Origin of the sequence: Rhodococcus sp. USK10, assembly GCF_019378875.1 — a bacterium.
GTDB lineage: Bacteria > Actinomycetota > Actinomycetes > Mycobacteriales > Mycobacteriaceae > Rhodococcus_F > Rhodococcus_F pseudokoreensis.
The window spans coordinates 410,342-434,049 of the sequence record NZ_CP076048.1; the positions used below are offsets into that span (position 1 = coordinate 410,342).

Below are 23,708 nucleotides of genomic sequence, written 5' to 3' on the forward strand. Positions count from 1 at the left end.
TCGCCCAATCCGCCCGCGGCATTTACCAGCCCGCCGTCCGGCAGAAACGGATGCATCGCTGCGGCGCGGGCCCGCACCGGGCCGAGCAGCAGACGGTGCCCGCCGTTCAGGTGTGCGCGTTCGTGGGCGAGGACGGCGCGCAGTTGGTGGTCGTCGAGGGCCGCGAGGGTGTCGCGTCAGGGGGTACCTGAATGTTCGTCAGGTCCGGGTCAGGACCCGGGGCCCGATGTGATGGGCGAGTTCCAGCGCGAGTTCGAGCGCCAGCCGGCGTTCGCCGGGATGGTGACCGAGGAGTTCGGTTGCACGCGCGACACGTTGCAGGACGGTATTGCGGTGGGTGTGCAGGCGGACGGCGGCGCGGGGCGCGTTCTCGGCTTCGTCGAGGAACACCCGCAGGCTCTCGCGGAGCCGCGCCGCGCTGGGCGTGTCCGCGGCGAGCGGACCCAGCGTCGTGGCGACGAAATCGGCCGCGCGGTCTTGGTTTTGCGCTGCCAGTGCCGTGACTTCGAGGTCGCGGTAGAGCGCCAGGCGCGCGCCGCTCGGGTGCCCGCTGAGCAGCCGCTGGATGGTCAGCGCCGCATCGTGTGAGCGGCGGAACCCGGTGATGCCGGGCTGGGTGGGGCCGACCGCGACGCGGACGTTGGGTTGCGCTCGGGTGAGCGCGTCGTGCAGTGCGTCGAGCGCAGGGTCGGAGTCGGTGCCGAGCCAGGCCCACAGGGTCGAGGTTCCGGCGGGGAGGGTCAGCGGAGGGCGCGCACCGGCGGCGCGGGCGAGGCTGGTGGCGGCGGACTCCAGCGCGCCCTGCACCTCGCCGGGCGGTTGGGCCCACAACACGAGTGCGGTATGGCGGCGGGCCAGTTCGTACCCCAGGCGTTCGCTGGCTCGGCGGCTGTCGATCGGGGCACCGTCGAGGATCAGACGAACGGTCTCGGTGCGGCGTGCGAGCGCACCACCGAGCACCTCCTCACGCTCGCGCTGCGCGTCGGCAATGACGCGGCCGATCACGTGGTCGACGTTCTCGAACAGGTGCTGCGAAAACGCCTCCAACAACTCGACGAGCTGCGGGCCCGGCGGGACGACCCGAGCCGCATGGGCGATGAAGCTCTGCCACACCAGGTTCTGCCCTCGCCGGTAGGCGTGGAAGATCACGTCGAGGTCGATGCCGCGGCGCACGATGGTGCGGACCACATCCAGCGCCTCCGGTGGGACGTCGATCGGTGCGGCGCGGCCGTCGCGGCGTGCGAGTGTCGTCAGTAGACGCGCGACGTTCGCGCGGTTGCTTGCCGACATCTCCGCCGCGATCGCGGCATCGGCGCCCAGCGCTGGGGCCAGCTTGACCACCTCGGCGTCCATGTCTTCGACGAACCGATCGAGTTCGGCGAGCATCGACTCGGCGACGTCACCCATGAGCCTGACGATCACCGCGGGGGTCGTTGCGCTGGTCATGAACAGAGTGTGCTACCGCACATAGTCGGGGGCAAGGTGTAGGCGTGCGGACATGTCGTCGGGTGCCGATGCGGATTTACTGTGAATCACATCACACCCCCGCTCGACAGCGTCCAGGAGACACCAGTGACGATCACGACCATCCCCGAGGTGGAGACCATGGAATTCGATGTGTTGATCATCGGCGCCGGCATCTCCGGAATCGGCGCGGCCTACCACCTCAAGACCCGCCGGCCGGACACGACGTTCGCGATCCTCGACGGTAAGGACGCGATCGGCGGGACGTGGACCCAGTTCCGCTACCCGGGGATCCGCTCGGATTCGGACATGCCGACCTTCGGCTTCGGGTTCAAGCCGTGGACGCACAAGAAGGCGATCGCCGACGCGCACATCATCCTGGACTACCTGCAGGAGACCGTCACCGAGAACCACATCGACGAGCACATCCGCTTCGGATACCGGGTGTCGTCGGCGGAGTTCTCCTCGTCGGCGGGGCGCTGGACCGTGACCGCACACCGTTCCGGCAGCGACGAGACCGTGCAGATCACAGCGCGATTCCTGTTCTCCGGCACCGGCTACTACAACCACGAGTCCGGCTTCACTCCCGAGTTCGACGGCATCGAGGACTTCACCGGCCGGGTGGTTCATCCCCAGCACTGGCCCGAAGAACTCGACTACTCCGGCAAGAAGGTGGTGGTCATCGGCAGCGGCGCGACCGCGGCAACGTTGATCCCCGCGATGGCCGGCACCGCCGAGCACATCACGATGTTGCAGCGCTCGCCGAGCTACGTGCTCTCGCTGCCGGCCGAGGACGCGATCGCGAACACGCTCAACAAGCTGATCGGCCCGAAGCGGGCCTACCCGATCATCCGGCGCAAGAACATCATGATGCACCGCGGGATCTTCAAGGCCTGTCGCCGCTCCCCGAAGCTCATGCGCAAGCTGTTGATCGCCGGCGTCCGCCGCCAGCTGCCCAAGAACTTCGACGTCGACACCCACTTCACCCCCCGCTACAACCCCTGGGATCAGCGCCTGTGCATGGTGCCCAACGGCGACCTGTTCAAGGCGATCTCGACAGGCCAGGCCTCGGTGGTGACGGACCGGATCGAGCGTTTCACCGAAACCGGGATCCGGCTCGAGTCCGGCCAGGAACTCGAGGCCGACGTCGTCGTCACCGCCACCGGTCTGAACATGCTCGCGTTCGGTGCGATCCGGATCAAAGTCGATGGAGAGCCGGTGAATCCGCCCGACACGACCGTCTACAAGTCGATGATGCTCAGCGGCCTACCGAACTTCGTGTTCGCACTCGGCTACACGAACATCTCCTGGACGCTCAAGGTCGACCTCATCAGCGAGCACTTCTGCCGACTGCTCGACCACATGGACGAGCGCGGCTACACCACCGTCGAACCGGTCCTCACCGATCCGGACATGGAACGGGTCCCGTTGCTCGACCTCACCTCCGGATACGTCCAGCGTGCGGTCGCCGCGTTCCCCCGTGCCGGCACCAGCGGCCCGTGGACGGCCGCGATGGCCTACGACAAGGACGTCGAGCGACTGCGTGAGGGGCCGATCGAGGACCCCGACCTGCGATTCACCGCCCACCCGCCGGCTCTGCTGGCCTCGTGACCGGAGCGAGCACGATGAACAACGAGATCACCTTCACCAGCCACGGCGTCACCTGTGCGGCCTGGCACGTTCCGGCCACCACCGACGCGCCGGACCGAGAACCCGGCCGGCCGTGCGTGGTCATGGCACACGGCTTCGGCGGCACCCGGGACACCGGCCTGCTGGGCTACGCCGAGGCCTTCGCTCAGGCAGGCATCGATGCGTTCGTCTTCGACTACCGCGGCTTCGGCGACTCGGACGGCACACCCCGCCAACATGTGTCGTTCCGCCGTCAGCGACAGGACTACCGCGCCGCGATCGAGGCGGCCCGCCGCCTGCCGGGCGTCGACCCGGACCGGATCGCACTGTGGGGGACGTCGTACTCCGGAGGTCACGTCATCGCGGTCGCCGCGGAGGATCGGCGCATCGCGGCGGTCGTTTCCCTGACACCGGCCACCGACGGGCTCGCCGCCCTGGTCCAGATCTCCCGCTACGCCGGCCCCGGCCAGCTGGTTCGCGCCACCGGACACGGGCTGCGGGACCTCGCCCGTGCGCTGACCAAACGCGCGCCGCACCACGTTCCGGTGGTCGGGCAGCCCGGGTCGGCGGCGATCCTCAGCACGCCCGGTGCCGAGGAGGCCTACACCTCCATGGCCGGCGCGACCTGGCGCAACGAAGTGTGCGCACGCACCGCACTGGAGGTCGGGGTGAACCGGCCCACCACCTCCGCTCGTCATCTCACCTGCCCGATCCTGGTGCAGATCGGCACACACGACCGCATCGCGCCGCCCGACGCCGCCCGCCGGACCGCCGCCAAGGCCGGTCCGCTCGCGCAACTGCGCGAGTACCCCGTCGATCACTTCGACGTCTACCAGGGGCCCTGGCAACAGCAGGCACTGGCCGACCAGCTCACCTTCCTCCGCCGAGTCCTCGACCCCCTCCACAGCACGCCGTCACCGACGAGGTGAGACCGCACCCACCGCACATCAAGAATGTGCACCACCGAACACCAATGGAGAAGTGATCTCCGACCCGAATCGGGTCACCGCAATAGGCGCAGGCATCCTCGGCGGGCAGATTGCCCGGCACAGCGCATTCAAGGGAAAAGACCTCTCCGCGCACGGAATGTACGCCGACGTCAACCGCGCCGACGAGAACATCGCAAAGACCCGGAAACGGTAGACCTACAGCACCAACATTTCCGAGGCCGTCCAGCACGCAGACGTGGGTCATCGAAGCGGTAACGGAGAGACCCGACGTGAAGACCAGCGTCTACGAGACCATGGCAATACCTGCCAAGCGCGACTGGGCCGATACTCGCCAGGCTCTGACACCGCCCCGCCACACCGACGCCGTCGCGATCATCCCGATGACCCGCAGCTGCGCCGTGAGGTGCGGTGGACCGCCGCCGAGCTCCTGCAGGAAGCCGGGATCCCGAGCCTGCTCCGGTCGGGGGGCAAGGTCGGTTCTCCTCGCTGCCGCTGCGGGGACTCCACCTTGCCTCCTTGGTCGTCGACGACCTGCAGGCAAGGACCGGCGAACGGAGGGAACCCCCACCAACGTCCGGGATGAATCACAAGGTGTGGTGACGGCAGCGCCTGGGAGTGATCCGTGAGCACACTATGAGCAATCCCCAACTCCACGTTGGGATCACGCTCGATTTAGACGAGCGACCCACTCCAGCCGAATAACCGTCCTGCGGTAGCCAATCCGCGCAGATCAGAGTTGACCACGCGTCGAAACCGACACGCTCGCCACCCACCCCAGATCGACCGGGCCACAGAGGCGGCGCCCACGACGACGGTCCTGGACGCCGCCTCGCCCTGCGCACTTGACAAACCGGCGTACATATCAGTGTGCCAGTTTCCCGGATGGCACCGTTGTCACCCAGTGCAAACGCCGGAACCACCCCGAAAATCGGCCAACCCGGTGCAACTCACGAGATACGCGGAGGCGGCGGGTGCATTCAGTGGATCCACAGGATCCATACTCACCTCCCGACGACATCACATTCCCGAATTGCGATCCAAATAGAACTGGACTTTCCTTCCTTGAGTTGTACGGACAATTCTTGCGTGTGCGTACACCCCGGACCCACCTGCCGTGAATCAAGGTCGGCCCACCCTGGGCGTGCGCCGGCGCCCCGCAACCGCCCTCCACGCGGCCTTCAGCTGCTCCGCGACCACCGCTGGATCGTCCTCGTCGCCGATCCGGACAACGTCTGGGCAAGTGCATTGCACTGGCGGGCACGGCGCTGCTGCTGATACTCGAGCACATCGCGCAACAACAGCCGATGCCGAGTGCCGACGTTCTCCGCCGACAACTCCCACGTCGATCAACCGTCGCACCGTCGGCCGGCCCACCCCCAGCAGATCCGCACCATGCGGGCCGATAAGAAGGCGTTCAGAGCTGCTTAAGCTCTGAGCGGCATCCTGGATGCGCACACGTTGCGGGGCCTGATTCGGCCATCGCATCGACCGCTGCGGATCGATGCTCCACATGAGTGGTGGAAATGGAGTGAATGGAATTGCTTCGATGCCTCGCACGCCGATCTCGCCCACAGTCGGAGACGTGGTGAGTGAGGGCAAACGTTGGCAAGCAGGCTCCCCTACTTCGGAATCTGTTTTACCGCTTCAGAACCCGGGAAATCAGGGATCTCGCTTGTCGACGTGAGGGCAATTATGTTGGCGCACTCTACGAGCAGGTGCCGATCAGGGCACACAGGTTTCCCACCATCAGTAATGACACACCGCCGGACAGCTCAGTCACCGTCTTACCATCGAACTAGCGTCATCACCGGAAGGCTCGGCCCATGACCGAACAACCACCAGTTCCGCCCGGCGGCTATTCACCACCCCGGCCGCCGAGGGGTTCTCAACCACCTTCGTCCGGCGGCGCTGGGTATCCGCTCCCAGCTCATCACGTGGGCGTCCTGCCGGCGGAGGCCTATACCTCATGGATCAGGCGTGTCGGTGCCTTCGTGATCGACCAACTTCTGTACATGATCCTCGCCGTTGGCCTCGGTGTCGGCGGCGGAGTGATCATCGGCATGGCGGATGGCACGTCCTGCCCTACCGGCGAGAGCACCGATGCCACGTCGTGCAGCTCGTCGGTCTTCGAAGGCATCGTTTCGTCGATCATCACTCTGGTGGTGCTCGCGTACTGGTTCTGGAACTGGGGCTATCGCCAAGGCCGGACCGGTTCGAGCATCGGTAAGTCGGTGCTGAAGTTCAAGGTGGTCAGTGAACGAACGGGCCGGCCGATCGGCTTCAGGATGTCGCTCGTGCGTCAGGTCGACCACATCCTGGACGCGATCTTCTACATCGGTTATCTGCTGCCGTTGTTCACCGCCAAGCGGCAGACGATCGCCGACACGCTCGTGAAAACGGTCTGCCTGCCCATCGAACCGCTGCGTGCCTCGACACCGCAGCCACCCCCGGCCTACGGAACTCAACCGCCGCCGCGGTACGGCACTTCGGTCGACGGCACGTCACCGGCTCACTGGTCTCCGCGGCAACCCTACGGAACGCCAGCGAATTTCACCCCGTCCTACAACGCTCCGGGCTCGGTGTATGGCACTGCTCCGTCTGCCGGCTACGGCATCGCCCAGCGCCCCGGGACGGTCACCGCGGCAGCGGCCCTCGCCCTTGTCATGGCCGCGCTGACCACTATCGCCAGCTTGGTGTCGCTCTATACGAGCAGTCACTACTATCCCAGGACCGGTGCAGTCACAGCAGCCCTATATCTTTCCCCCGTCGGCCTTGTGTTTGCCGGGTTGTTCATATGGGGTGGAGTCGGCGTCTCGAGGGGTCGCGCCAACAAATCCCTCCTGTGGACTTCATCAGTCGCAGTGGGGCTCTATCTCGTCAATGTCGGGGTGAGCACGAGTGATTACGGACGAGTTCTCGGAGTCGTGTGCTCAGGGCTTGCCGTGGTCGTCGTGACACTGATCTTGCAAACATCGAGTAAGGACTTTTTCCGTACGAGAGGCGCTACGACAATCTAACCGGTTGCGTCGGAGTCAGCCGGCACAACCGGACGAGCGTCGGTCGCCTCGGCAACCACCACCGGAGCACCAGCGCTGGTGGTCCCCTACCAGCTGCGTAGTCGACGCCAACTAGCGGCGACAGGGTCATCGCCACAGTCGTTGGCGCAGTTGGCCCTACGGCCCAATCACCTCGAACGACCATTCGGTGCTGCCGATGCGGATGACGTCGCCATGGCCGAGAACTGCGGAGTCGATGATGCGCTCGCCGTTGATCAGCGTGCCGTTTGACGACTGCAGGTCCCGGATTTCGTATTGCGGCCCGGTGGCCACGACGATCGCGTGGTACCGGCTGACGTTGCGGTGGCTGAGCACGAGATCGTTGGTGTTCTTTCGCCCGATCCGCAGACCAGCGGGGGGAACCGGGATCGCCGTGCCGGCGCGGTCGCGGAGCTGTCCGGTGGCCACTCTCTGTTGCTGCTCGATCAAGGTCAACGTCATGGCGCCGGTCGTCACGGTCAACGGTTCCTGATTCAGGATTCGTTTTTCGAGGTCTTGTAGTGGTCCGGATGGGTCGATGCCCAGTTCGTCGGCGAGGGTTGTGCGTAGCCGCCGGCATGTGTCCAAGGCGTCAGACTGCCGGCCGGCCAGGTAGAGGGCGGTGATCAGCTGGGCCCACAGTGGCTCTCGAAGCGGATGCTCATTCGTCAGATCGATCAGGGTAGAGATTACTGATTCGGCTCGGCCACATGCAATTTCGGCCTGGGTTCGCGCCGATGCGGTCGCCAGCAGTTCCTCTTCGAGAGTGGCGGCGAACGCATCGGCAAAGCTGTGCCCGCGTAGATCGTCGAGGACCGGCCCTTTCCACTCGTCCAGGGCGTGAGACAGTGCGGCGCTCGCCTCCTCGAATTGTCCGGCCTCGGCGAGCCGGCCACCGGTCGACGACAATGCCCGAAACCGGGCCAGGTCGAAGTCGTCGTCCGCCACCGACAGTCGGTATCCCGGTGCTACGGTCGCCAATACGGTCTTGGGGTCCACATCGGCGCCACCGAGGGCCTTTCGCAGTTTGGACACGATCACGTGCAAACTGGCCCGGTAGTCCGGGGGCGGATCGTCATTCCACGCCGCCGCGGCGAGGGCGTCGGCCGCGACCACACGACCGCGCCGGATGAGCAGCATCGCGAGCACAGCGCGCGGTTTGGTGCCACCCAGGGACTGCGGCGCTCCATCGATGGTCAACTCCACTGAGCCCAGGACGTGGAGACCGAGCCGGGGACTTATTGCCTCGACATTCTCTGCCACACCAATCACCGAGCCTTTTCGCTCCGGGCGCCCGCGCGAGGTTGTTGCGTCGGCATCAATTATGCCGTCCCGGACACGGGATCTACCAGGCCCGGCAGCACGGGGCGTCGGCGGCGCTCGCCGGGGATGTGCTCGACGGATGCGGGGATAGGGATTTGATCAGGATCGGATAAGCGGCGGACCACACACTTCCTCACGTCCCCAGCAAGACAATGAGAGAAGGTCCACCGTCGTGTTCACCCGCAAGATCGCCACCGCCGCCAGTACCTGCATCACCGCCGCTGTTATCGGGGTGGCAGCTCTCGGCCTCGTCGGCACCGCGAACGCGGTGAGCCCCGCCGCGGTCTCGACCATGTCAGCCTCGGTGGTGGTCGGCGATCCGGTAGGAGCCGCCACATACTGGCAACGTCAGCACGGTGACGACTGCGCGGAGATGGCGGTCGCCGACGTCGTCGGAGAAGTCACCGGCCGCATTCCCTCCGAGGCCGAGATCGTCGAGGTCGCACGCAACACCCCCAGCACCGTTACACCGGGCCCGATCTACACGGGCGACGCGGCCGGCGGACCCGCGGACGCCGATGCCAGCACCGGCGGGACGGCTTCCGAGGACATTCCCGTGTTGCTGGCGAACTATGACATCGCCGCCGTCCTCAGCCACGCCGAAAACGCGACGGCCGGCGTCGATGAACTCGTCGCAGATCTCGTGATTGGCCGGAAGGTCATCGTCGGGGTGAACGCGGAAATCATTTGGGGCGAACGCGGCGACCGCACCACCGCCGATCACGCCGTCGTCGTCACCGGCATCGACCTCGCCGCGGGGTTGGTCTACCTCAACGACAGCGGCATCGACACCGGTCGCGCCGAGACGATCAGCCTCGACGTGTTCCTCGTCTCCTGGAGCACCAGTGACTACGAGATGATCACTACCCTGTAGATGCTGCGCTCGGTGCCTGCCGGTCCGGCACCGCCACCCCAAGCAGGCAACAGCTCGCGATTCCGGCATGGCGGCGACGCCGCGCTGATCCCACCGGAGTTCGGTACGCCGGCTGTGCGCACTCATTCGGACATTCCGATCCCGACTGTGCGGTGTCCACCGGCGGCACCCTTTCAGTGAGGCTTCCAGAGAACGCCGACATCGTCATCGACGCCGGCGTTCTCCATGTCTGCCGGCATGACCGGCACGCGACTACCACGATCGCGCACCATTCCGTATCATGAGATTGCCATATGTTACGGCAATCTTGTTGTTAGGCAGCCGAGTGAGATGACTGCTTCACGATGACTGTTCGTGTCGAGGGTTCCCAATCGGCCCACGCCCACCTCGGACTCTCGGCGCGATGCCCGCGTTCGACATCGCAGGAAGGATCTGGGAGAAACGTCAACGACTCGGTTGACATGGTGATACGCAGGAAAGTAACTCGGCATGCGAACGTCATCACGGCGGTTGGCGTCGAGATGATAGTGGTTGGCGCCCGGATGCCGAGATCCTGCGTTACGACTCGCGGGCGGTACGCAAGCACCGGTCGCTGGGCGCCGGACTTCGACGCTCGCGTACGAGATCATCGCACCGACACACAATTGCTCCCGGCACTGCCGCTATGAACCCCGACGACTCCCCACCCAACGGGCCCCCAGCACTGGAAGTTGCGGCCGACGGGCACCGGTGGCGGGCAGCGCCGGGCCACACCTTCACCATCGGCCGGTCCGAGACCGCCGATGCACAGTTGGCCAATCCGCGCATCTCACGCTCGCATGCGGTCCTGACCACGACACCGCACGGCTGGACCTTGAGCAATCACAGCCGAAACGGCATCTTCCTGGACGGACAGCGGGTCGATCAGGTGCCGGTGCACGGACCCACGACGGTCGTACTCGGGAACCCGTCCCACGGTGTGGTCCTGCACCTTCGTCCCGTACCGTCGGCACCACCCCCGGAACCTGCGCCTACACCATCGGAGGGCGATCGATCGCCGCGGCCCCCCACCGCTGTTCATGCGATCGAGCAGCCTCGGATCAGGATCGGCCGCACCGACGACAACGACGTGATCCTCGACGACCTGCTGGTCTCCCGCCACCACGCGGAACTGCGATATTCGGGCGGGAGCTGGGACATCGTCGACCTCGGCAGCGCCAACGGAACCTACGTCAATGGAATCCGGGTGTCCCAGGCGCGTATCGGTGAGCCGGACGTGATCGGCGTCGGTCATCAACTGCTGCGGCTGAACGGCAACCGACTCGAGGAATACGTCGACACCGGTGACGTGTCCTTCGAGGCCACCGACCTGGAGTCGGTCACCGCAAACGGACGTGTCCTGCTCACGGGTGTGGGGTTCACCCTGGATCAACGCAGCCTTCTCGCGGTGGTGGGACCGACCGGTGCCGGAAAATCCACCCTGCTCAATGCCCTGACCGGGTTCCGGCCGGCCACGAGTGGGGCCGTGCAGTACGGTGGGCGCGATCTGTACGCGAACTACGCGGAACTGCGACACCGTATCGGTTTCGTCCCGCAGGATGACATTCTGCACACCCAGCTCACGGTGCGCCGTGCACTGAACTACGCTGCGCGGCTGCGGTTTCCGCAGGACGTGTCCGCCGAGGCCCGGCAGCAGCGTATCGACGAGGTGCTCGCCGAACTCGGGCTGACCGGCCAGGCGGACCAGCGCATCACCAGCCTCTCGGGGGGACAACGCAAGCGCACCAGCGTCGCGTTGGAGTTACTGACCAAACCCTCGCTGTTGTTCCTCGACGAACCGACCTCCGGGCTCGATCCCGGATACGACAAGTCGGTGATGCAGACGCTGCGCGGCTTGGCCGACGAGGGCCGATCGGTGGTGGTCGTGACGCACAATGTGTCCCAACTCGACCTGTGCGATCGGCTTCTCGTCCTCGCCCCCGGGGGCCGGCTCGCTTACTTCGGGCCCCCTGGGCAAGCGCTCCCCTACTTTCACTGCGAGGACTTCCCCGATCTGTTCACGCTGCTCGAGCACGACACCGTCACCGATTGGGCCGCCCGCTTCCGGCAGTCGCCTCTGTACCCGGTGTACATCGGCCCGCGCCCGACCGATGCCACGCCTGCACCGCCCGGACACCGGTCGCCGCCCGAGAACCCGAACGCCCAACAATCCGCGCTCACCCAGTTCGCGATCCTGTGCCGCCGCTACCTGGCCGTCATCGCCGCCGACCGCCAGTACACGGCCTTTCTGCTGGCGCTGCCACTGCTGCTCAGTCTGTTCACCCATGCTGTTCCCGGCACCGCCGGGCTCTCGCTCACCCAGGCAGCGGTCCAGCACTCGAACGAGCCCGGCCAGTTACTGGTCCTGCTGATCATCGGCGGCGCCCTGATGGGCTGCGCAGCAGCGGTCCGCGAGATCGTCAAGGAAAAGGCCATCTACCGACGGGAACACGCAATCGGTCTGTCCCGCAATGCCTATCTCGCCTCCAAGCTCGCGGTGCTCACCGTGATCACCGGTCTGCAGGGACTGGTTCTCGGGATCCTGGGATGGGTCGGGCGGCCGGGGCCGGACGGCGCCGCCCTGCTGGGATCCGGTGAAGCCGAGATCGCGATCGCAGTGATCGCGGTGACCGTCACCTCGATGATCATCGGGTTGCTCATCTCGGCGATGATCGACAACGCCGACCGGGGTATGCCCTTGTTGGTGCTCGTCGTCATGGCCCAACTCATCCTCTGCGGCGGCCTGTTCCCGCTACACGGGCGTGTGCCCCTCGAACAGCTGTCCTGGCTCTCCCCGTCGCGGTGGACCTATGCGATGGCCGCCTCCACCGTGGACCTGGCGGCGATGCCGGGATCTCCCGGAGCCGACGATCCGCTGTGGCGGCACTCTCCCGAAATCTGGCTGACCGACCTCGCGATCTGCGGCGTCCTCGCCGTCATCATGATCGTGGTACTCGCTCTGCTGCTCGGCCGCGTCGATTCCCGCCGTCGCGTCGACCGATGAACGCGCCGACACCCCCAGCGGCAATGACGGCGTAACCCCCGCCTTCTCCCGTGCACCGCACCGGATTTGCTCCTGCCGAGCGGACAGGTGCGGACGGGCCTGCGAGTCGCCGGTGAAACCCACCGAGCGGCAACCCATACCGGCTCGACGGCGATCCGATCCGCCGCGGGCGGGAGGGTCGGCAGCGACGGCTCGCGTCGACTACCCCGGTCGGTCGAGCACACGCGGTGCCCGTGACACGGCGCGGCGGCCACCGGTTGCTCCCGTCCTACTCGAACGCCCCCTGCTTCGTCCACCATTCATACATGGGTGTCATGCCGTTCGGGTCGTCCGCGAAGACCTTTCCGATCGCCAGATCGGCTTCGTTCGTCCAGGCGATGGCGGGCACCGGCGGAGTGTCGGCGGACATGAAACACGCCACCTGGCCGACGGTCTGGGGTTCACCGTGCGAACTGTACGGGCCGGGACCGCCGCCACCGTCCGGGCAGGAAATGACGTCCGTTTCGTTGAGGACATCGTCGTAATGGCTCTGCAGTGCCGCGAGATCGGTGAACAGGAAGAAGCGGGCGGAGGGCGCACCGGTGGCTTGGTTCGGCTGGCAGGAGAGGGAGGAGAGTTCACCTGGGGTCGACTGTTCCGATTGGCAGTTGAATTCGCCGTATCCGGTGGGCATGACCTGCATCAGCTGCTGATCGGCGGCGGTGAATTGGCCGGACGGTTCCGGGGACGTCGGGGGTGCGGACACCGGCGCGGGAGCCGATGCGGGCGGCGTGGGTGCCGGTTTCGCGAGCCACATCGCCACACCGGCCGCGGCCGCGGCCACGACGAGCGCGGCGCCGGCGAAGACAATCCACATCCGCTTGGACGGACCCGGGCGCGGCGGCTGGCGCTGCTGGGGGCCGCCCCACCCCGGGGGCGGGGGTGGGGCGACCTGTGTGCTGTCCCACCCGGGGGGCGCGCCGGCCCCACCGTGTCCCGCGGTCGGTGAGTGTGAGTCGATCCAGGTGTCTGCGTTGGCATTCGGGGCACCGTGTTCTTGCGGTGGCACGGGGCCGTAGGGCGGAGGCGGCGGAGTGCGGGTGCCGTACGGCGGAGGCGGCGGCGTGCGGGTGCCGTACGGCGGAGGCGGCGGGGTGTCGATGTAGGTCGGTGGTGCGGCGGCGGGCGGCGGCGTGTGCGCCGGTGGGGGTGTGCCGGCCCGTCCCGCGGCATCCGGCGGGCCGGGCTCGGCGGCGTCGCCCTGGGTTTTCTCGATGAGGGTGGCGGCCTCGTCCTGATCGCCGGCGCTGAGGGCGTCGTGGGCGGCGAGTGCGAGATCGCCGGCGGTGGCGTAGCGATCCTGCGGGCTCTTCGCCATGCCGCGGGCGATGACGGCATCGAAGCCCGCCGGCACGCCGGGGCGCGCCACACTGGGCCGCGGTGGTGGCTCGAACAGGTGTGAGCTGATCTTCACCCGGATGCTGTCCGCCGGGTAAGGCCTTGCGCCGGTGAGGCATTCGTGTAGAACGCAGGCCAGCGAATAGATGTCGGCGCGGTAGGTGACCTCGCTGCCGTCGCCCTCGAAGCGTTCGGGGGCCATGTAGTCGTAGGTGCCGACGGCGGTTCCCAGCGTGGTCAGCTTCTCGTCGGTGGCCGAGTTCGCGATGCCGAAGTCGACGAGGTAGGCGAAGTCCTGCCGGGTGACGAGGACGTTCTCGGGTTTCACATCGCGGTGCACGAGCTTGTCGGCATGGGCGGCGTCGAGGGCGGCGGCGATCTGGCTGATGATGGCGACCGCCCGCGGCGGGGCCAGCGGCCCGTAGCGGGTCAACAGTGAGCGCAGGTCGGCGCCCTGCACCAGGCGCATGTCGATGTACAGCACGCCGTTGACTTCGCCGTAGTCGTGGATCGGCACGACGTGCGGTTCCTGCAGGCGGGCGGCGGCGTGCGATTCGCGGCGCAGACGTTCGCGGAAGACCGGGTCGTCGGCCAAGGCGTCGGGGAGGAGTTTGAGCGCCACGATGCGGTCCTTGTCGAGGTCGTACGCCTCGTAGACCTCGCCCATGCCGCCTTTGCCGAGAAGCCGCTTGAGATGGTAATGCCCGAACTGGGTGCCGATCCGTGATCCCTGCGCGGTGCCGCTCATCGTTGCACTCCCTTCGGCGCGATGGTCGCAGGCGGCCTTCCGCCGGCGACCATCGTGATCGGCAAGGGGAACGGGGAGTGCAGGTCGAGCAGTGGCGTCTGTCCCCTCGGGCGGGCCGCGCACGCGATCGGCGCAGGACGGGTGTTGCGGCGGGCAGGACCACGGCGCTCTAGAGGAAGCTCCCGCCCAGATTCCCCTCCATCGCTAGATCGCCTCGCGCGCGAGGCCGACAAAGTCGTTGCGCTACCACCCCGACTCTAATAGCTCGGTAGCCGAGACACAAGGAATCCTGAAAGCACGGAGCCCTGGTCGATCCCGGGTACTCTGACAGGCATGGAACGCGATATTCGCTTGGCGCTGGCCGTCCGCGATCTGGTCCTGGCGGTGGAGCGGTATCGCGGTCACGCGGCGCGCGGGCACCTCCGCATCGGTGTGACCGAGACCGTGGCACTGGGCCATCTCTACGTCAACGGCCCTCTGACTGCGAGCGAACTCGCCGCCGAACTGACCATCACCAGTGCCTCCGCGACCGAGCTCGTCGACCGGATCGAGCAGGCCGGATACGCCCGGCGGGTGCCGCATCCCACCGACCGGCGCAAGCGGCTGATCTCGCTCAGCGACCACGGCCGCGACGAATTCAGTCGCATCTACGGGGAACTCGGCGAGATGCTCGGCGAGGTGTACCACCCGATGCCCCCCGCCGATCAGCGCCTGATCGATCAGTTCATCACCGAGGCCAGCGCCGCCATCAACAACCGGGTCCGGGCGGACGCGAAACCGCAGACCTCCCGACGAGCGCTGAACGACCAGACCCCGGCCTGACGGGCGCGCCGAGGCGGCCGGTGAGCGGTGGCAGAGGCTCCCGCTCTCACGAGATCGCACCCCGGATGGAGCACGGATCGGAGTCTTCCTGCGCGACAGTCGATCCGAGTGGCTCCCCGCAGGCCACGGGGCTATCTCGGTCGCCAGAACCTATGCCAGTTCGAGCACCCGATTGTTCCCGAGGTCGGAGAGGTAGAGGTGACCATCGTCGCCGGCTGCGATTCCGGCGGGTCGATCGAGGCCCGTGAACGGAAGGGTGGTCGGGGCCGACGAACCGGACTCCAGTTCGAACACGTCGTTGGAGTCCAGGGTGGTCAGCAGCACATCGCCGGCGTCGGAGACCGCCACCGCGTTCGGTGCGTGACCGTCATTGAACGGCAGGGTGGCGGGGGTGGACGCCCCGGCAGTGAGTTCGAGGACCCGATGGTTCCGCGAGTCGGGGACGACGACATCGCCCGTATCGCTCACGGTGACATCGGTGGGCCGGCTGAGTCCGGTGAACGGCAGCACGGTGGGTGTCGAGGACCCGGCCACCAGTTTCAGGACCCGGTTGTTGCCCCCGTCCGCGACATAGACGTCTCCGCCGTCGCTAACCGAAACACCAAGGGGCTCATCGATTCCGCTGAATGGCAGCGTGGTGGGAGTAGCGGAGCCGGCGACCAGTTCGAGGACCCGGTTGTTGCCCGTGTCCGCGACGTAGACGTTCCCGCGGGCGTCCACCGCAACCGCCAGCGGGTCGTCGAGCCCGCTGAAGGGCAGCACCGTTTGGGTGGTCACGCCGCTGGCCAGTTCGAGAACGCGGTTGTTCTTGGAATCGGCGACGAACACGGTCCCGTTCGCATCGACCGCGACCCCCTGCGGGCTTGCCAGGCCGGCGAAGGCGAGCGTGGTCTGGGTGCGGGCGGCCGGTGGGTGCGGCGATGCGAGATAGGCGGCGACCGCACCCACCCCCGCGCCCACGACCACCATCGCGGCAAGCACACCGACCACGATCGTCGTCGTCCGTCGCCACCAGCGCACCGGTCCGGGCTGCCCACCTGCGCGGGTGCCGCCCGGCCGGCCTGCGCCCTCGACACCGCGGTTCAGCGGCGGGGTGTCGATTCGAACCCGGCGCAGCGGGGTCGCCGCCCGGACCTGACGAGGAGGGCTCGGGGCGCGGATCCGGTCCGGTACCGGGGGCATCTGCGGGGTCCGGGTCTCCCGTGGTCCGGGCGCCGGCGGGGGGGACGACAGGGCGCGGCGCGCCGCCTGCGCCAAGGCGCCGCAACTGTCGAACCGGGTGTCGCGGTCCTTCGCCAGCGCCTGCCGGATCACCGGATCCATCGCGTCGGGAAGAGAGGGTCGCAGCACGGTCGGCCGCGGGATCGGCTGGTTGAGATGCGCATCGACCACCGCAGCGGCCGACCCCGAGTACGGGAGCCGACCGGTCAACAACTGGAACAGCATGCACCCGAGGGAATACACGTCGGCGCGGTGGTCGGGTTCGACGCCCGCCACCAAAGCCTCGGGCGCCGCATACACCAGGGTGGCCACCAGCATGCCCGTCCTGGTCAGACGCCGGGTCTCGTCCAAGTTCTTCGCGATCCCGAAGTCCGTCAGCAACACCCGCCACACCCCGGCACCAGCGGCCGGTCGCCCGGCGAGCAGCACGTTGGCCGGCTTGACGTCGCGATGCAGGATGCCGTGCTCGTGTGCGAAGTCGAGGGCCTGCCCGATTTCGGCGACGATGTGGACGGCCAGATCCGGTGGCAGCGGACCGCGGCGCAGCAGCGTCGCCGCGTCCGTTCCCGCCACGTACTGCATGGCGATCCAGAGCCGGTCACCCTCGCAGCCCCGGTCATATACGGTCACGATATTCGGGTGCTCGAGTCGCGCGGTGTGTTCGGCCTCGCGCACGAACCGCGCCCGCATGTAGTCGTCGGCGGTCCCGTCGAGAACTTTCACCGCGACCCCCCGGGGCAGACTCCCGTGCCGCGCCAGATAGACCGTGCCCATCCCCCCGGTACCGAGCACCCGCTCGATCGTGAATCCGGCGAACATCGCACCCGGCACCAGATCGTGCTCGCTCATCCCCACGCACCCACCCTGCCCATCACGGAAGACCGCCTCACTCATTTCCGGTGTGCACGAGTAGTTCGTCCTCGTGAGGTCACTGCGGATGTCACCGCCGCCCTTACGGACCAGCCACCACACGAGCCCCCACCTCGCCTGGTGAACCGATCCATGGCACGCACCAAAGACTGTCGGCATGCCCGCCACGCGAGCAACAGCGGTGCGTCGGACGACCCGCAGACCGCTCGAACGCACCACCAAGTATAACTCGGTATCCGAGTTATACGGGTGCCGAGGCGGATCGTCGCGCCACCGAAATCGCGGACAGACCCATCCGTCCCCCCGCACCGCTGGCGGCACGGGGGCACGAGGACCGGGCTCAGACGGGCAGCTGGTCGGTGTACAGAGGGCAGTACACCGACACCGAACCACCGATGACGTAACCCACGTCGTACGCGGACAGGGACGAATGCTGCAGACCCTCCGCAGCGACCTCCTCGAAGGTGGCGCCATCAGCGAATTCACCGCAAATGTGGTGGGCCAGCCCGACCCCGGCGTCGTCGGTGGTGAACGTGATCCCTTCATCGGACATGCCCTCGAGGAACACCGCGTCCTGGCCGGAGAGCGAAGTGGCGGTATCGGCGTTGGCGATCGAGACGGCGCCGAGGGCACTCACCCCGATCACGGCGGCAAGGGTCAGGGTGCGGGCGGCGGTGGTGATACGAATGAACATGACAGGCGTTCCTTTTGTCTTCGTCGGGGGAAACTGACAAGAGAAAGTCTGGAAGACCGGCCTGATCGAACCCTTACCGAATTCTTGAGCGCCGAGAACGGAACCGACACGCAGACCCCCGAACTCGGCACAATGAATCGTCCCGAGTTCGATGCACACCTTCCTTCTCGGGAAGGTCATCCTTGTGCCGAATGTCTACCGCGCCGAGGTACGGGAGAAGACCGTGCACCTGGCCCTCGAGCACCGTGACGGGCACACCTGACGAGCACGAGGCGAACCGTACGATCACCGAGCGGATATCCCCGAAAACGGAGACGCCGCGGGTGTGGGTCCGCAAGGCCGAAGCGTCCGATGGCGGCATGCCTGCTGCGTCGGCATCCGAGGCCGACGCCGAACTGCAGGCATTGCGGAGGAAGAACGCCGAGCTCGAAGACCATGGAAATACTAAAGACTGCAACGCCTTTATTCGATCGGGACGCTACCCGCCACACACGTGATCCGCCGGTTCATCGCCGAACATCGCGATCAGCTCTTCGGTCGCACCCATCCGCCCGGTGCTCACCGAGCGCGGATGCACGAACGCCTGGCGCAGCCGTCCGTTGTCGAGGCGTGCATTGTGGGACGCGTCCATCACCGCGTCGCCGGCCTCGTTCTACGTCGAGCGTAGCAAGCGCAGTCGACGCAGGCCGAAGTCTCTCTGCGACTCGCCCAAAGATGCTGGACCACCTGCACCATCAGGGCATCGAGATGGCCCGCCACACCGTCGAGCGACTCATGCGTAGCGCGGTGCCACCCCATCGAAGAGGGTCCGCACCACCGCGGCGGAGCCATCGGCGCCGCGGCGCACACCGCGTTCGTCCTCGATGCGTTCGCCGGCACGATCGCCGATGGGGAGGTGTCGACGCCCAAAGAGAGCGCCTCCGCGCGGCGAGCGGAGAATCACACCTGCGCCGCGCGGGCGATGCACGGGTAACCCATTGCGCGGAAGCATTATTCATCACATCGGGGTCGCAACATACGGCCCTGCGCTTCCCAGGAGACCCTGTTCCTGCAGACACTGCTGCCGTCGATCGGGACGTTGGCCGACGCCTTCGACAACGCCCTCGCCGCGACGACCGCCGGGCCCTACAAGGCCGAGGGCATCGCCGACGACTCCCCGTTCCGCATCGAGCCGTTGCGCACCATCAGCGACGTCGAGGAGGCCACCACGGCGTGAGTGAACCGGCACAACACCGCCCGGCTGATGCACCGGCCTGGGCGGATCCCACCCACCGAGTACGAGGCCAAACACTACGCTGCACACCGTGCCGATCAACCGTTCGCACACAAACAACGCAAACAACACTGCGTGCATCGGACTCGGGATGGTTCACAATCCCCCGTCCGAGGCAGTTCACCGTGAACGCGGGGTCGCCCGAGCAGAAATGGCACACGCACAGGTATGGCCATCCCGCACCCCGAATCCCCTGCCTCACCGCACAACCCGGCCAACGACCTCCCGCAGTACCGTCCACCGCGGCCGATCGCGCACGGCGAAACCCTTCCCCACACACCACGACGTCCGTCCCGGTCCACCAACGGACCGGGACGGACGTAATGCAGGGCACGCCGTATCAGCAGATCCAATACGTGGTCGAATAACCGTCGTCATACCAGCAGATGTAGACGTCGTCGGTGTGGCGCGGCGCGTCGGCCGACGCCGCGTTCGCTGCGCCGACACCACCCAACACGGACAAGCCGATAACCGACAGCAACATCGACGAACGGGCAAAACGGCGGATGCGGGGGGTAAACATGGCGGAAACTCCTCAAAACGGGGCGGAATGACAAATCCAAGAATCCGCCCCCACCCCTACCGATCCCTTATCAACTCCTGACCGATGAACCGAGCGGCGGGACGAGTCCGCGAAAGGTCCTTCATGGACTGCTTGCATCCGATCGACACACTGCCGCAACGGCAGCGCACTGCAATCGGTGATCACGATCGGCCCGCCGCCGCGCCCCGATGGGCGGGAGTACCGCATTCTCAGCCCGCAGCCGATCGGCTACGCCGGCTACTGGCAACCCGACGGGCGGGTCGTCGACGATCCCGCCCACCTCGAGATCACCGAGACAAAGACGCGGATGGGCTGGCACGGCGCAGGTACCGCGTTCGACATTCCACCCGCTGCTGATCTCCACCCCGACGAGCCCCGGCACCGGTTCGACGTGCCCGCCGATCTCGTGCTCGAGGTCGACATCACCCACCCCGACTACGATTGGTTCGGCGACCTCGGCCTCAAATGGCATGCCGTCCCCGCTGTGTCGAACATGGACCTCGACATCGGCGGGGTGATCTACCCGTGCGCCCCGTTCAGCGGCTGGTACGTCAGCACCGAGGTCGGGGCCCGCAACTTCTCCGACGAGAACCGCTACGACATGCTCCCGGACGTCGCCGCCAGGCTTTAACCTCGACACCCGCTCCGACCGCACCCTGTGGAAGGACCGGGCGCTGGTCGAACTCAACCGCGCCGTGATCCACAGCTACCGGCAGGCCGGGGTCATCATGGTCGACCACCACCTGCGGCGATACCACGCGACAGGCGAACGGTCACGGGAGGAGGATCGAAAGCATGAACACCAACCAGACGACCGGAACCGAATGCGCACCCTGGTGCACCAACGAGGACGCCCGCGGGCGCACGGATCACACCTGCATGGGTGACAGCAGCGACTGCATCGAACTGACCGCAGCACTGGATTACCTCACATTGGACGAAGACGGCATCGAATCGTCGTTCTGCTTCGTCACGCCCGTCCGAGAGGCAGACCGTCGACCCGGCGTCTCAATGACCTGGGAGGTCGGTGACCACCCCGAGTTCCGGCCACGCCTGACACCAGGAGAGGCCCGCAGGATCGCCGCCGAACTGGTCGCGGCCGCGGACCTGATAGAAGGTGGCGGATAACCCACGAGGACATCGAGACCGGGTGGCGGCGCAGATCGGGATCGATCCGACCAAGGCGACTCCGGCGCAGCTGCCGAAGATCGAGGAACTGACGATGCGCGCCGAGGCGCTGTACGTGTCGAGCCCGGTTCAGCTGCCCGCGTTCGGGCCGGTGGCGGGCTGAAACGCGGACACGTCGACCCGGCACGTGGACTGCTCCTCCGAGATGTCCTCTACCATCTCTTCCCATCGGATTCGCCGCCAACGACGAGGTACGGCAGGAGGCGGCGCAGCGCTTCGGGATCTCCTGGGCCAGTGGGCTCGCAAAGTCGACGTGGCGGGCCTCGTCGACGACGCGGCAGACTCGATACGGCTCGCTCAGCTCCCGGCGCTTTCCGGTCGGCTCCTCGATATCGAGTCCGAGACCCGCATCGACGAGACCACACAGGTCAAGCGGCGAGCGGAGGTCGAGTACGAGATGGGCATCGAAGCGGATCGGATCCGGCTGCTGTTCGGTGGCCAAATCGTCTCCATCACAGCCTCCGCCGCGGTAGAGGTGAACCATCTCCTCGAGGCCGAAAAAAATGCGCAGCGAACCAGTTGCCCGGCGAGCTCGACCAACCCGGGCGTGTCGTGCTCATCCGGCGCCTCGTCCGCGAAGGGCTACTCACCTTATGTAGGCCATCCGACCCCGCGCACGACACGATTGCGCCGACACTCCGGGACTCGAACCGCTGACCATCCTGCCGCCCGAAGCCCCGTGCGGCGCCGTGCGGGTGGTGCCGTACCGGCGCGACGGCGCGCGGATCTGCGGCCGCTGTGACGCCTGCACCCATCTGATCGTGTGCGTGCGAGGCGGGCGGCAGGGGCGAGCCACGGTCCGCGACCCCCGCGGCGGCACGGTGTGCGACCTGTCCAGTTGGGGACATCGACGTCATCCAGTTGCGCACCGGGACGACCCAACTGCGCGCCGACATCGACGGGATCGACCGCCGGCTGACGTTGCGGCCGAACATAATCCGCTGGTCGATGTCGCGGGTGCCGACATGATCGAACGGTGGCGAACGCCGATGCGCAGCGTCGAGGCGCGGCAATCCGGCTACCGATGGCCACGCTGGTGCAGCGCTCGACCAACCGGCGATTCGACTGCTCTCAAATCAACCGGAACCACGACGCGCCGAGTGACGTGACCGGCCCGGGCCGACCGGCGGTTGTCACTCTTACCAACCGTGACCACCACGGCGACGCCGTCACTCAATAACGGTGCGGCAATTCCACCCACGCCAACCACACCGGGCTGCGGCTCGACGGCCCCAAGCCGGTCGAGAGGCACAGGCACTCCAGATACTCGGTGATCGCCTGCGTGTAACGCCACACCCTCCCCCACGAATAACCAGCGAACGTTTCCGCGCCCACTCCAAGGCACGGGAAAAAGCAACAACCACCTGATGTCAACACCCCCAGGTGGGGCGTGTCGCCACGGGTATCGACGATGCACAGCGAAGAATCAACGTAGAACGCAACAAGCGAGGAGGGTCCAATGAACCCCAGCCGCCTGCGCAGACTCCGGCCGGTACCCGACACCAAGCCGCAACTGACGTTCCGCACCATCCACGGACACCGACGCGCCTTCCGCATGACCGGTGAAGGCCCCACACTGCTACTGCTGCACGGCATCGGCGACAACTCCACGACATGGACCGAGATCACCCCGCACCTCGCCGAGAACTACACCGTCATCGCACCCGACCTACTCGGCCACGGCCACTCCGACAAACCCCGCGCCGACTACTCCGTCGCCGCCTACGCCAACGGCATACGCGACCTACTCTCCACCCTGGGAATCGACCACGCCACCGTCATCGGACACTCACTCGGCGGCGGCATCGCAATGCAATTCGCCTACCAATTCCCACACATGGTCGATCGGCTCATCCTGGTCTCCACCGGCGGCATCACCAAGGACGTTCACCCACTCCTGCGCCTCGCAGCGACACCGATCCTCAACGAGGCACTGAAACTGCTGCGCCTGCCCGGAGCAGTGCCCGCGATGCGATGGGTGGGAACCATGTTGACCCGACTGCACGGCACCCCCCTGCACCCCGGTGCCGCGCTGCACGACACCCCGGATCTGGTCCGCATCCTGACCGAACTACCCGACCCCACCGCATACGAGGCCTACCTACGCACCCTGCGAGCCGTGGTCGACTGGCACGGACAAGCCGTAACCATGCTCGACCGCTGCTACCTCACCGCCAGCCTCCCCATTCAACTCATCTGGGGAGACCGGGACACCGTCATCCCCGTCAGCCACGCCCACACCGCGCACACATCAATGCCCGGCTCCCGCCTGGACACCTTCCCAGACGCCGGCCACTTCCCCTTCCGGGACGACCCCCTGCGCTTTGTCCACACCATCGAAAAATTCCTCTCCGAAACCCGCCCCTCACCATTCGACGAGGCCCGATGGCGGCAACTACTCAACACCGGAACCGTCCAGCCGACCCTCACCCCCGACGCCTCGACACGTGCCACCGCGCTCGACACGATCGGACCCCCCGAACGCAAAGCCACCTGACCCACGCTCACAAGACCACCCCCGGGCACAACACCCACCCGGCACCCGAATACGAACCCACACGGCACGATCACCGGCCACAGGCAGACACCCCTCCCGCGCCCATGGTGGCTTCGGTATGGCGGCACCACCACACGACACGTCAGGCGCTGACGTCGCCACCCAGGGGACCCCGCC

General features: G+C 66.8%; 20 protein-coding genes and 1 pseudogene. 14 read left to right on the plus strand and 7 right to left on the minus strand.

Translation table 11 applies throughout. The annotated features are described in order from the left end of the window. Window positions 1-198 precede the first annotated feature (198 nt). Entirely contained in the window at window positions 199-1,446 is a 1,248-nt protein-coding gene (locus tag I1A62_RS08770) for a CdaR family transcriptional regulator (RefSeq protein ID WP_219458521.1), read from the minus strand. Between the two features lie 159 nt (window positions 1,447-1,605). Between I1A62_RS08770 and I1A62_RS08775 the strand changes: the two genes are divergently transcribed. From I1A62_RS08775 to I1A62_RS08790, 4 genes are all read left to right on the plus strand, one after another. Further along, complete coding sequence (locus I1A62_RS08775; RefSeq protein WP_219461123.1) at window positions 1,606-3,075, plus strand: NAD(P)/FAD-dependent oxidoreductase; 1,470 nt, start codon at window positions 1,606-1,608, stop codon at window positions 3,073-3,075. A gap of 14 nt (window positions 3,076-3,089) precedes the next feature. Further along, the gene (locus I1A62_RS08780; RefSeq protein ID WP_124395410.1) at window positions 3,090-4,022 is read left to right on the plus strand and encodes an alpha/beta hydrolase; all 933 of its coding nucleotides are present in this window, start codon (window positions 3,090-3,092) and stop codon (window positions 4,020-4,022) included. 52 nt (window positions 4,023-4,074) lie between these two features. Beyond that, window positions 4,075-4,236 carry a hypothetical protein gene (locus I1A62_RS46270; protein WP_225858423.1) on the plus strand — a complete coding sequence of 54 codons (162 nt, stop codon included), beginning with the start codon at window positions 4,075-4,077 and terminating at the stop codon, window positions 4,234-4,236. 1,741 nt (window positions 4,237-5,977) lie between these two features. Further along, the gene (locus tag I1A62_RS08790) at window positions 5,978-7,060 is read left to right on the plus strand and encodes an RDD family protein (protein ID WP_257890745.1); all 1,083 of its coding nucleotides are present in this window, start codon (window positions 5,978-5,980) and stop codon (window positions 7,058-7,060) included. Window positions 7,061-7,216: 156 nt separating this feature from the next. On the opposite strand, the gene I1A62_RS08795 is transcribed toward I1A62_RS08790, so the two are convergent. Then, window positions 7,217-8,350: a BTAD domain-containing putative transcriptional regulator gene (locus I1A62_RS08795; protein ID WP_219458523.1), complete on the minus strand. Its 1,134-nt coding sequence runs from the start codon at window positions 8,348-8,350 to the stop codon at window positions 7,217-7,219. Window positions 8,351-8,573: 223 nt separating this feature from the next. On the opposite strand from I1A62_RS08795, the gene I1A62_RS08800 reads away from it, so the two are divergent. Beyond that, window positions 8,574-9,275, plus strand: a complete 702-nt coding sequence (locus I1A62_RS08800) for a hypothetical protein (protein ID WP_219458524.1) — start codon at window positions 8,574-8,576, stop codon at window positions 9,273-9,275. A 664-nt stretch (window positions 9,276-9,939) separates the two neighbouring features. Beyond that, window positions 9,940-12,297 (plus strand): FHA domain-containing protein, encoded by a 2,358-nt coding sequence (locus I1A62_RS08805; protein ID WP_124395319.1) that lies wholly within the window; start codon window positions 9,940-9,942, stop codon window positions 12,295-12,297. A gap of 268 nt (window positions 12,298-12,565) precedes the next feature. Here I1A62_RS08805 and I1A62_RS08810 read toward each other — a convergent pair whose 3' ends face one another. Continuing rightward, window positions 12,566-14,422 (minus strand): serine/threonine-protein kinase, encoded by a 1,857-nt coding sequence (locus tag I1A62_RS08810; RefSeq protein ID WP_124395320.1) that lies wholly within the window; start codon window positions 14,420-14,422, stop codon window positions 12,566-12,568. Window positions 14,423-14,755: 333 nt separating this feature from the next. On the opposite strand from I1A62_RS08810, the gene I1A62_RS08815 reads away from it, so the two are divergent. Beyond that, the gene (locus I1A62_RS08815) at window positions 14,756-15,244 is read left to right on the plus strand and encodes a MarR family winged helix-turn-helix transcriptional regulator (RefSeq protein ID WP_095863929.1); all 489 of its coding nucleotides are present in this window, start codon (window positions 14,756-14,758) and stop codon (window positions 15,242-15,244) included. A gap of 150 nt (window positions 15,245-15,394) precedes the next feature. Here the strand turns inward: I1A62_RS08815 and I1A62_RS08820 are convergent, their stop codons facing one another. The 3 genes from I1A62_RS08820 to I1A62_RS08830 all read right to left on the minus strand — a co-directional run bounded on the left by I1A62_RS08820 (window position 15,395) and on the right by I1A62_RS08830 (window position 18,660). Beyond that, complete coding sequence (locus I1A62_RS08820) at window positions 15,395-17,314, minus strand: serine/threonine-protein kinase PknD (RefSeq protein ID WP_219458525.1); 1,920 nt, start codon at window positions 17,312-17,314, stop codon at window positions 15,395-15,397. A gap of 361 nt (window positions 17,315-17,675) precedes the next feature. Then, the gene (locus I1A62_RS08825) at window positions 17,676-18,029 is read right to left on the minus strand and encodes a DUF732 domain-containing protein (protein ID WP_192582076.1); all 354 of its coding nucleotides are present in this window, start codon (window positions 18,027-18,029) and stop codon (window positions 17,676-17,678) included. Between the two features lie 478 nt (window positions 18,030-18,507). After that, a complete protein-coding gene (locus I1A62_RS08830; RefSeq protein ID WP_219458526.1) occupies window positions 18,508-18,660 on the minus strand; it encodes a hypothetical protein in 153 nt (50 codons plus the stop codon). A gap of 447 nt (window positions 18,661-19,107) precedes the next feature. Here I1A62_RS08830 and I1A62_RS08835 point away from each other — a divergent pair, with 447 nt between their 5' ends. Further along, the gene (locus I1A62_RS08835) at window positions 19,108-19,245 is read left to right on the plus strand and encodes a hypothetical protein (protein WP_219458527.1); all 138 of its coding nucleotides are present in this window, start codon (window positions 19,108-19,110) and stop codon (window positions 19,243-19,245) included. Between the two features lie 397 nt (window positions 19,246-19,642). On the opposite strand, the gene I1A62_RS08840 is transcribed toward I1A62_RS08835, so the two are convergent. After that, the gene (locus tag I1A62_RS08840) at window positions 19,643-19,825 is read right to left on the minus strand and encodes a hypothetical protein (protein WP_095863927.1); all 183 of its coding nucleotides are present in this window, start codon (window positions 19,823-19,825) and stop codon (window positions 19,643-19,645) included. Between the two features lie 157 nt (window positions 19,826-19,982). Between I1A62_RS08840 and I1A62_RS08845 the strand changes: the two are divergent. The 6 genes and pseudogenes from I1A62_RS08845 to I1A62_RS08870 form a co-directional block, all read left to right on the plus strand. Beyond that, a pseudogene (locus I1A62_RS08845) lies at window positions 19,983-20,589 on the plus strand (nitric oxide synthase oxygenase); the annotation flags it as partial. A gap of 52 nt (window positions 20,590-20,641) precedes the next feature. After that, window positions 20,642-20,974 carry a hypothetical protein gene (locus tag I1A62_RS08850; RefSeq protein WP_095863926.1) on the plus strand — a complete coding sequence of 111 codons (333 nt, stop codon included), beginning with the start codon at window positions 20,642-20,644 and terminating at the stop codon, window positions 20,972-20,974. 22 nt (window positions 20,975-20,996) lie between these two features. Then, window positions 20,997-21,137 carry a hypothetical protein gene (locus tag I1A62_RS08855; protein WP_192582078.1) on the plus strand — a complete coding sequence of 47 codons (141 nt, stop codon included), beginning with the start codon at window positions 20,997-20,999 and terminating at the stop codon, window positions 21,135-21,137. Between the two features lie 150 nt (window positions 21,138-21,287). After that, window positions 21,288-21,776, plus strand: coding sequence for a hypothetical protein (locus I1A62_RS08860; RefSeq protein ID WP_219458528.1), 489 nt, complete (start codon window positions 21,288-21,290; stop codon window positions 21,774-21,776). Between the two features lie 234 nt (window positions 21,777-22,010). Beyond that, window positions 22,011-22,214, plus strand: coding sequence for a hypothetical protein (locus I1A62_RS08865; protein ID WP_219458529.1), 204 nt, complete (start codon window positions 22,011-22,013; stop codon window positions 22,212-22,214). A gap of 279 nt (window positions 22,215-22,493) precedes the next feature. After that, on the plus strand, window positions 22,494-23,531 hold the full coding sequence (locus I1A62_RS08870; RefSeq protein WP_219458530.1) for an alpha/beta fold hydrolase: 1,038 nt from the start codon (window positions 22,494-22,496) through the stop codon (window positions 23,529-23,531). The last annotated feature ends 177 nt before the right edge of the window (window positions 23,532-23,708 follow it).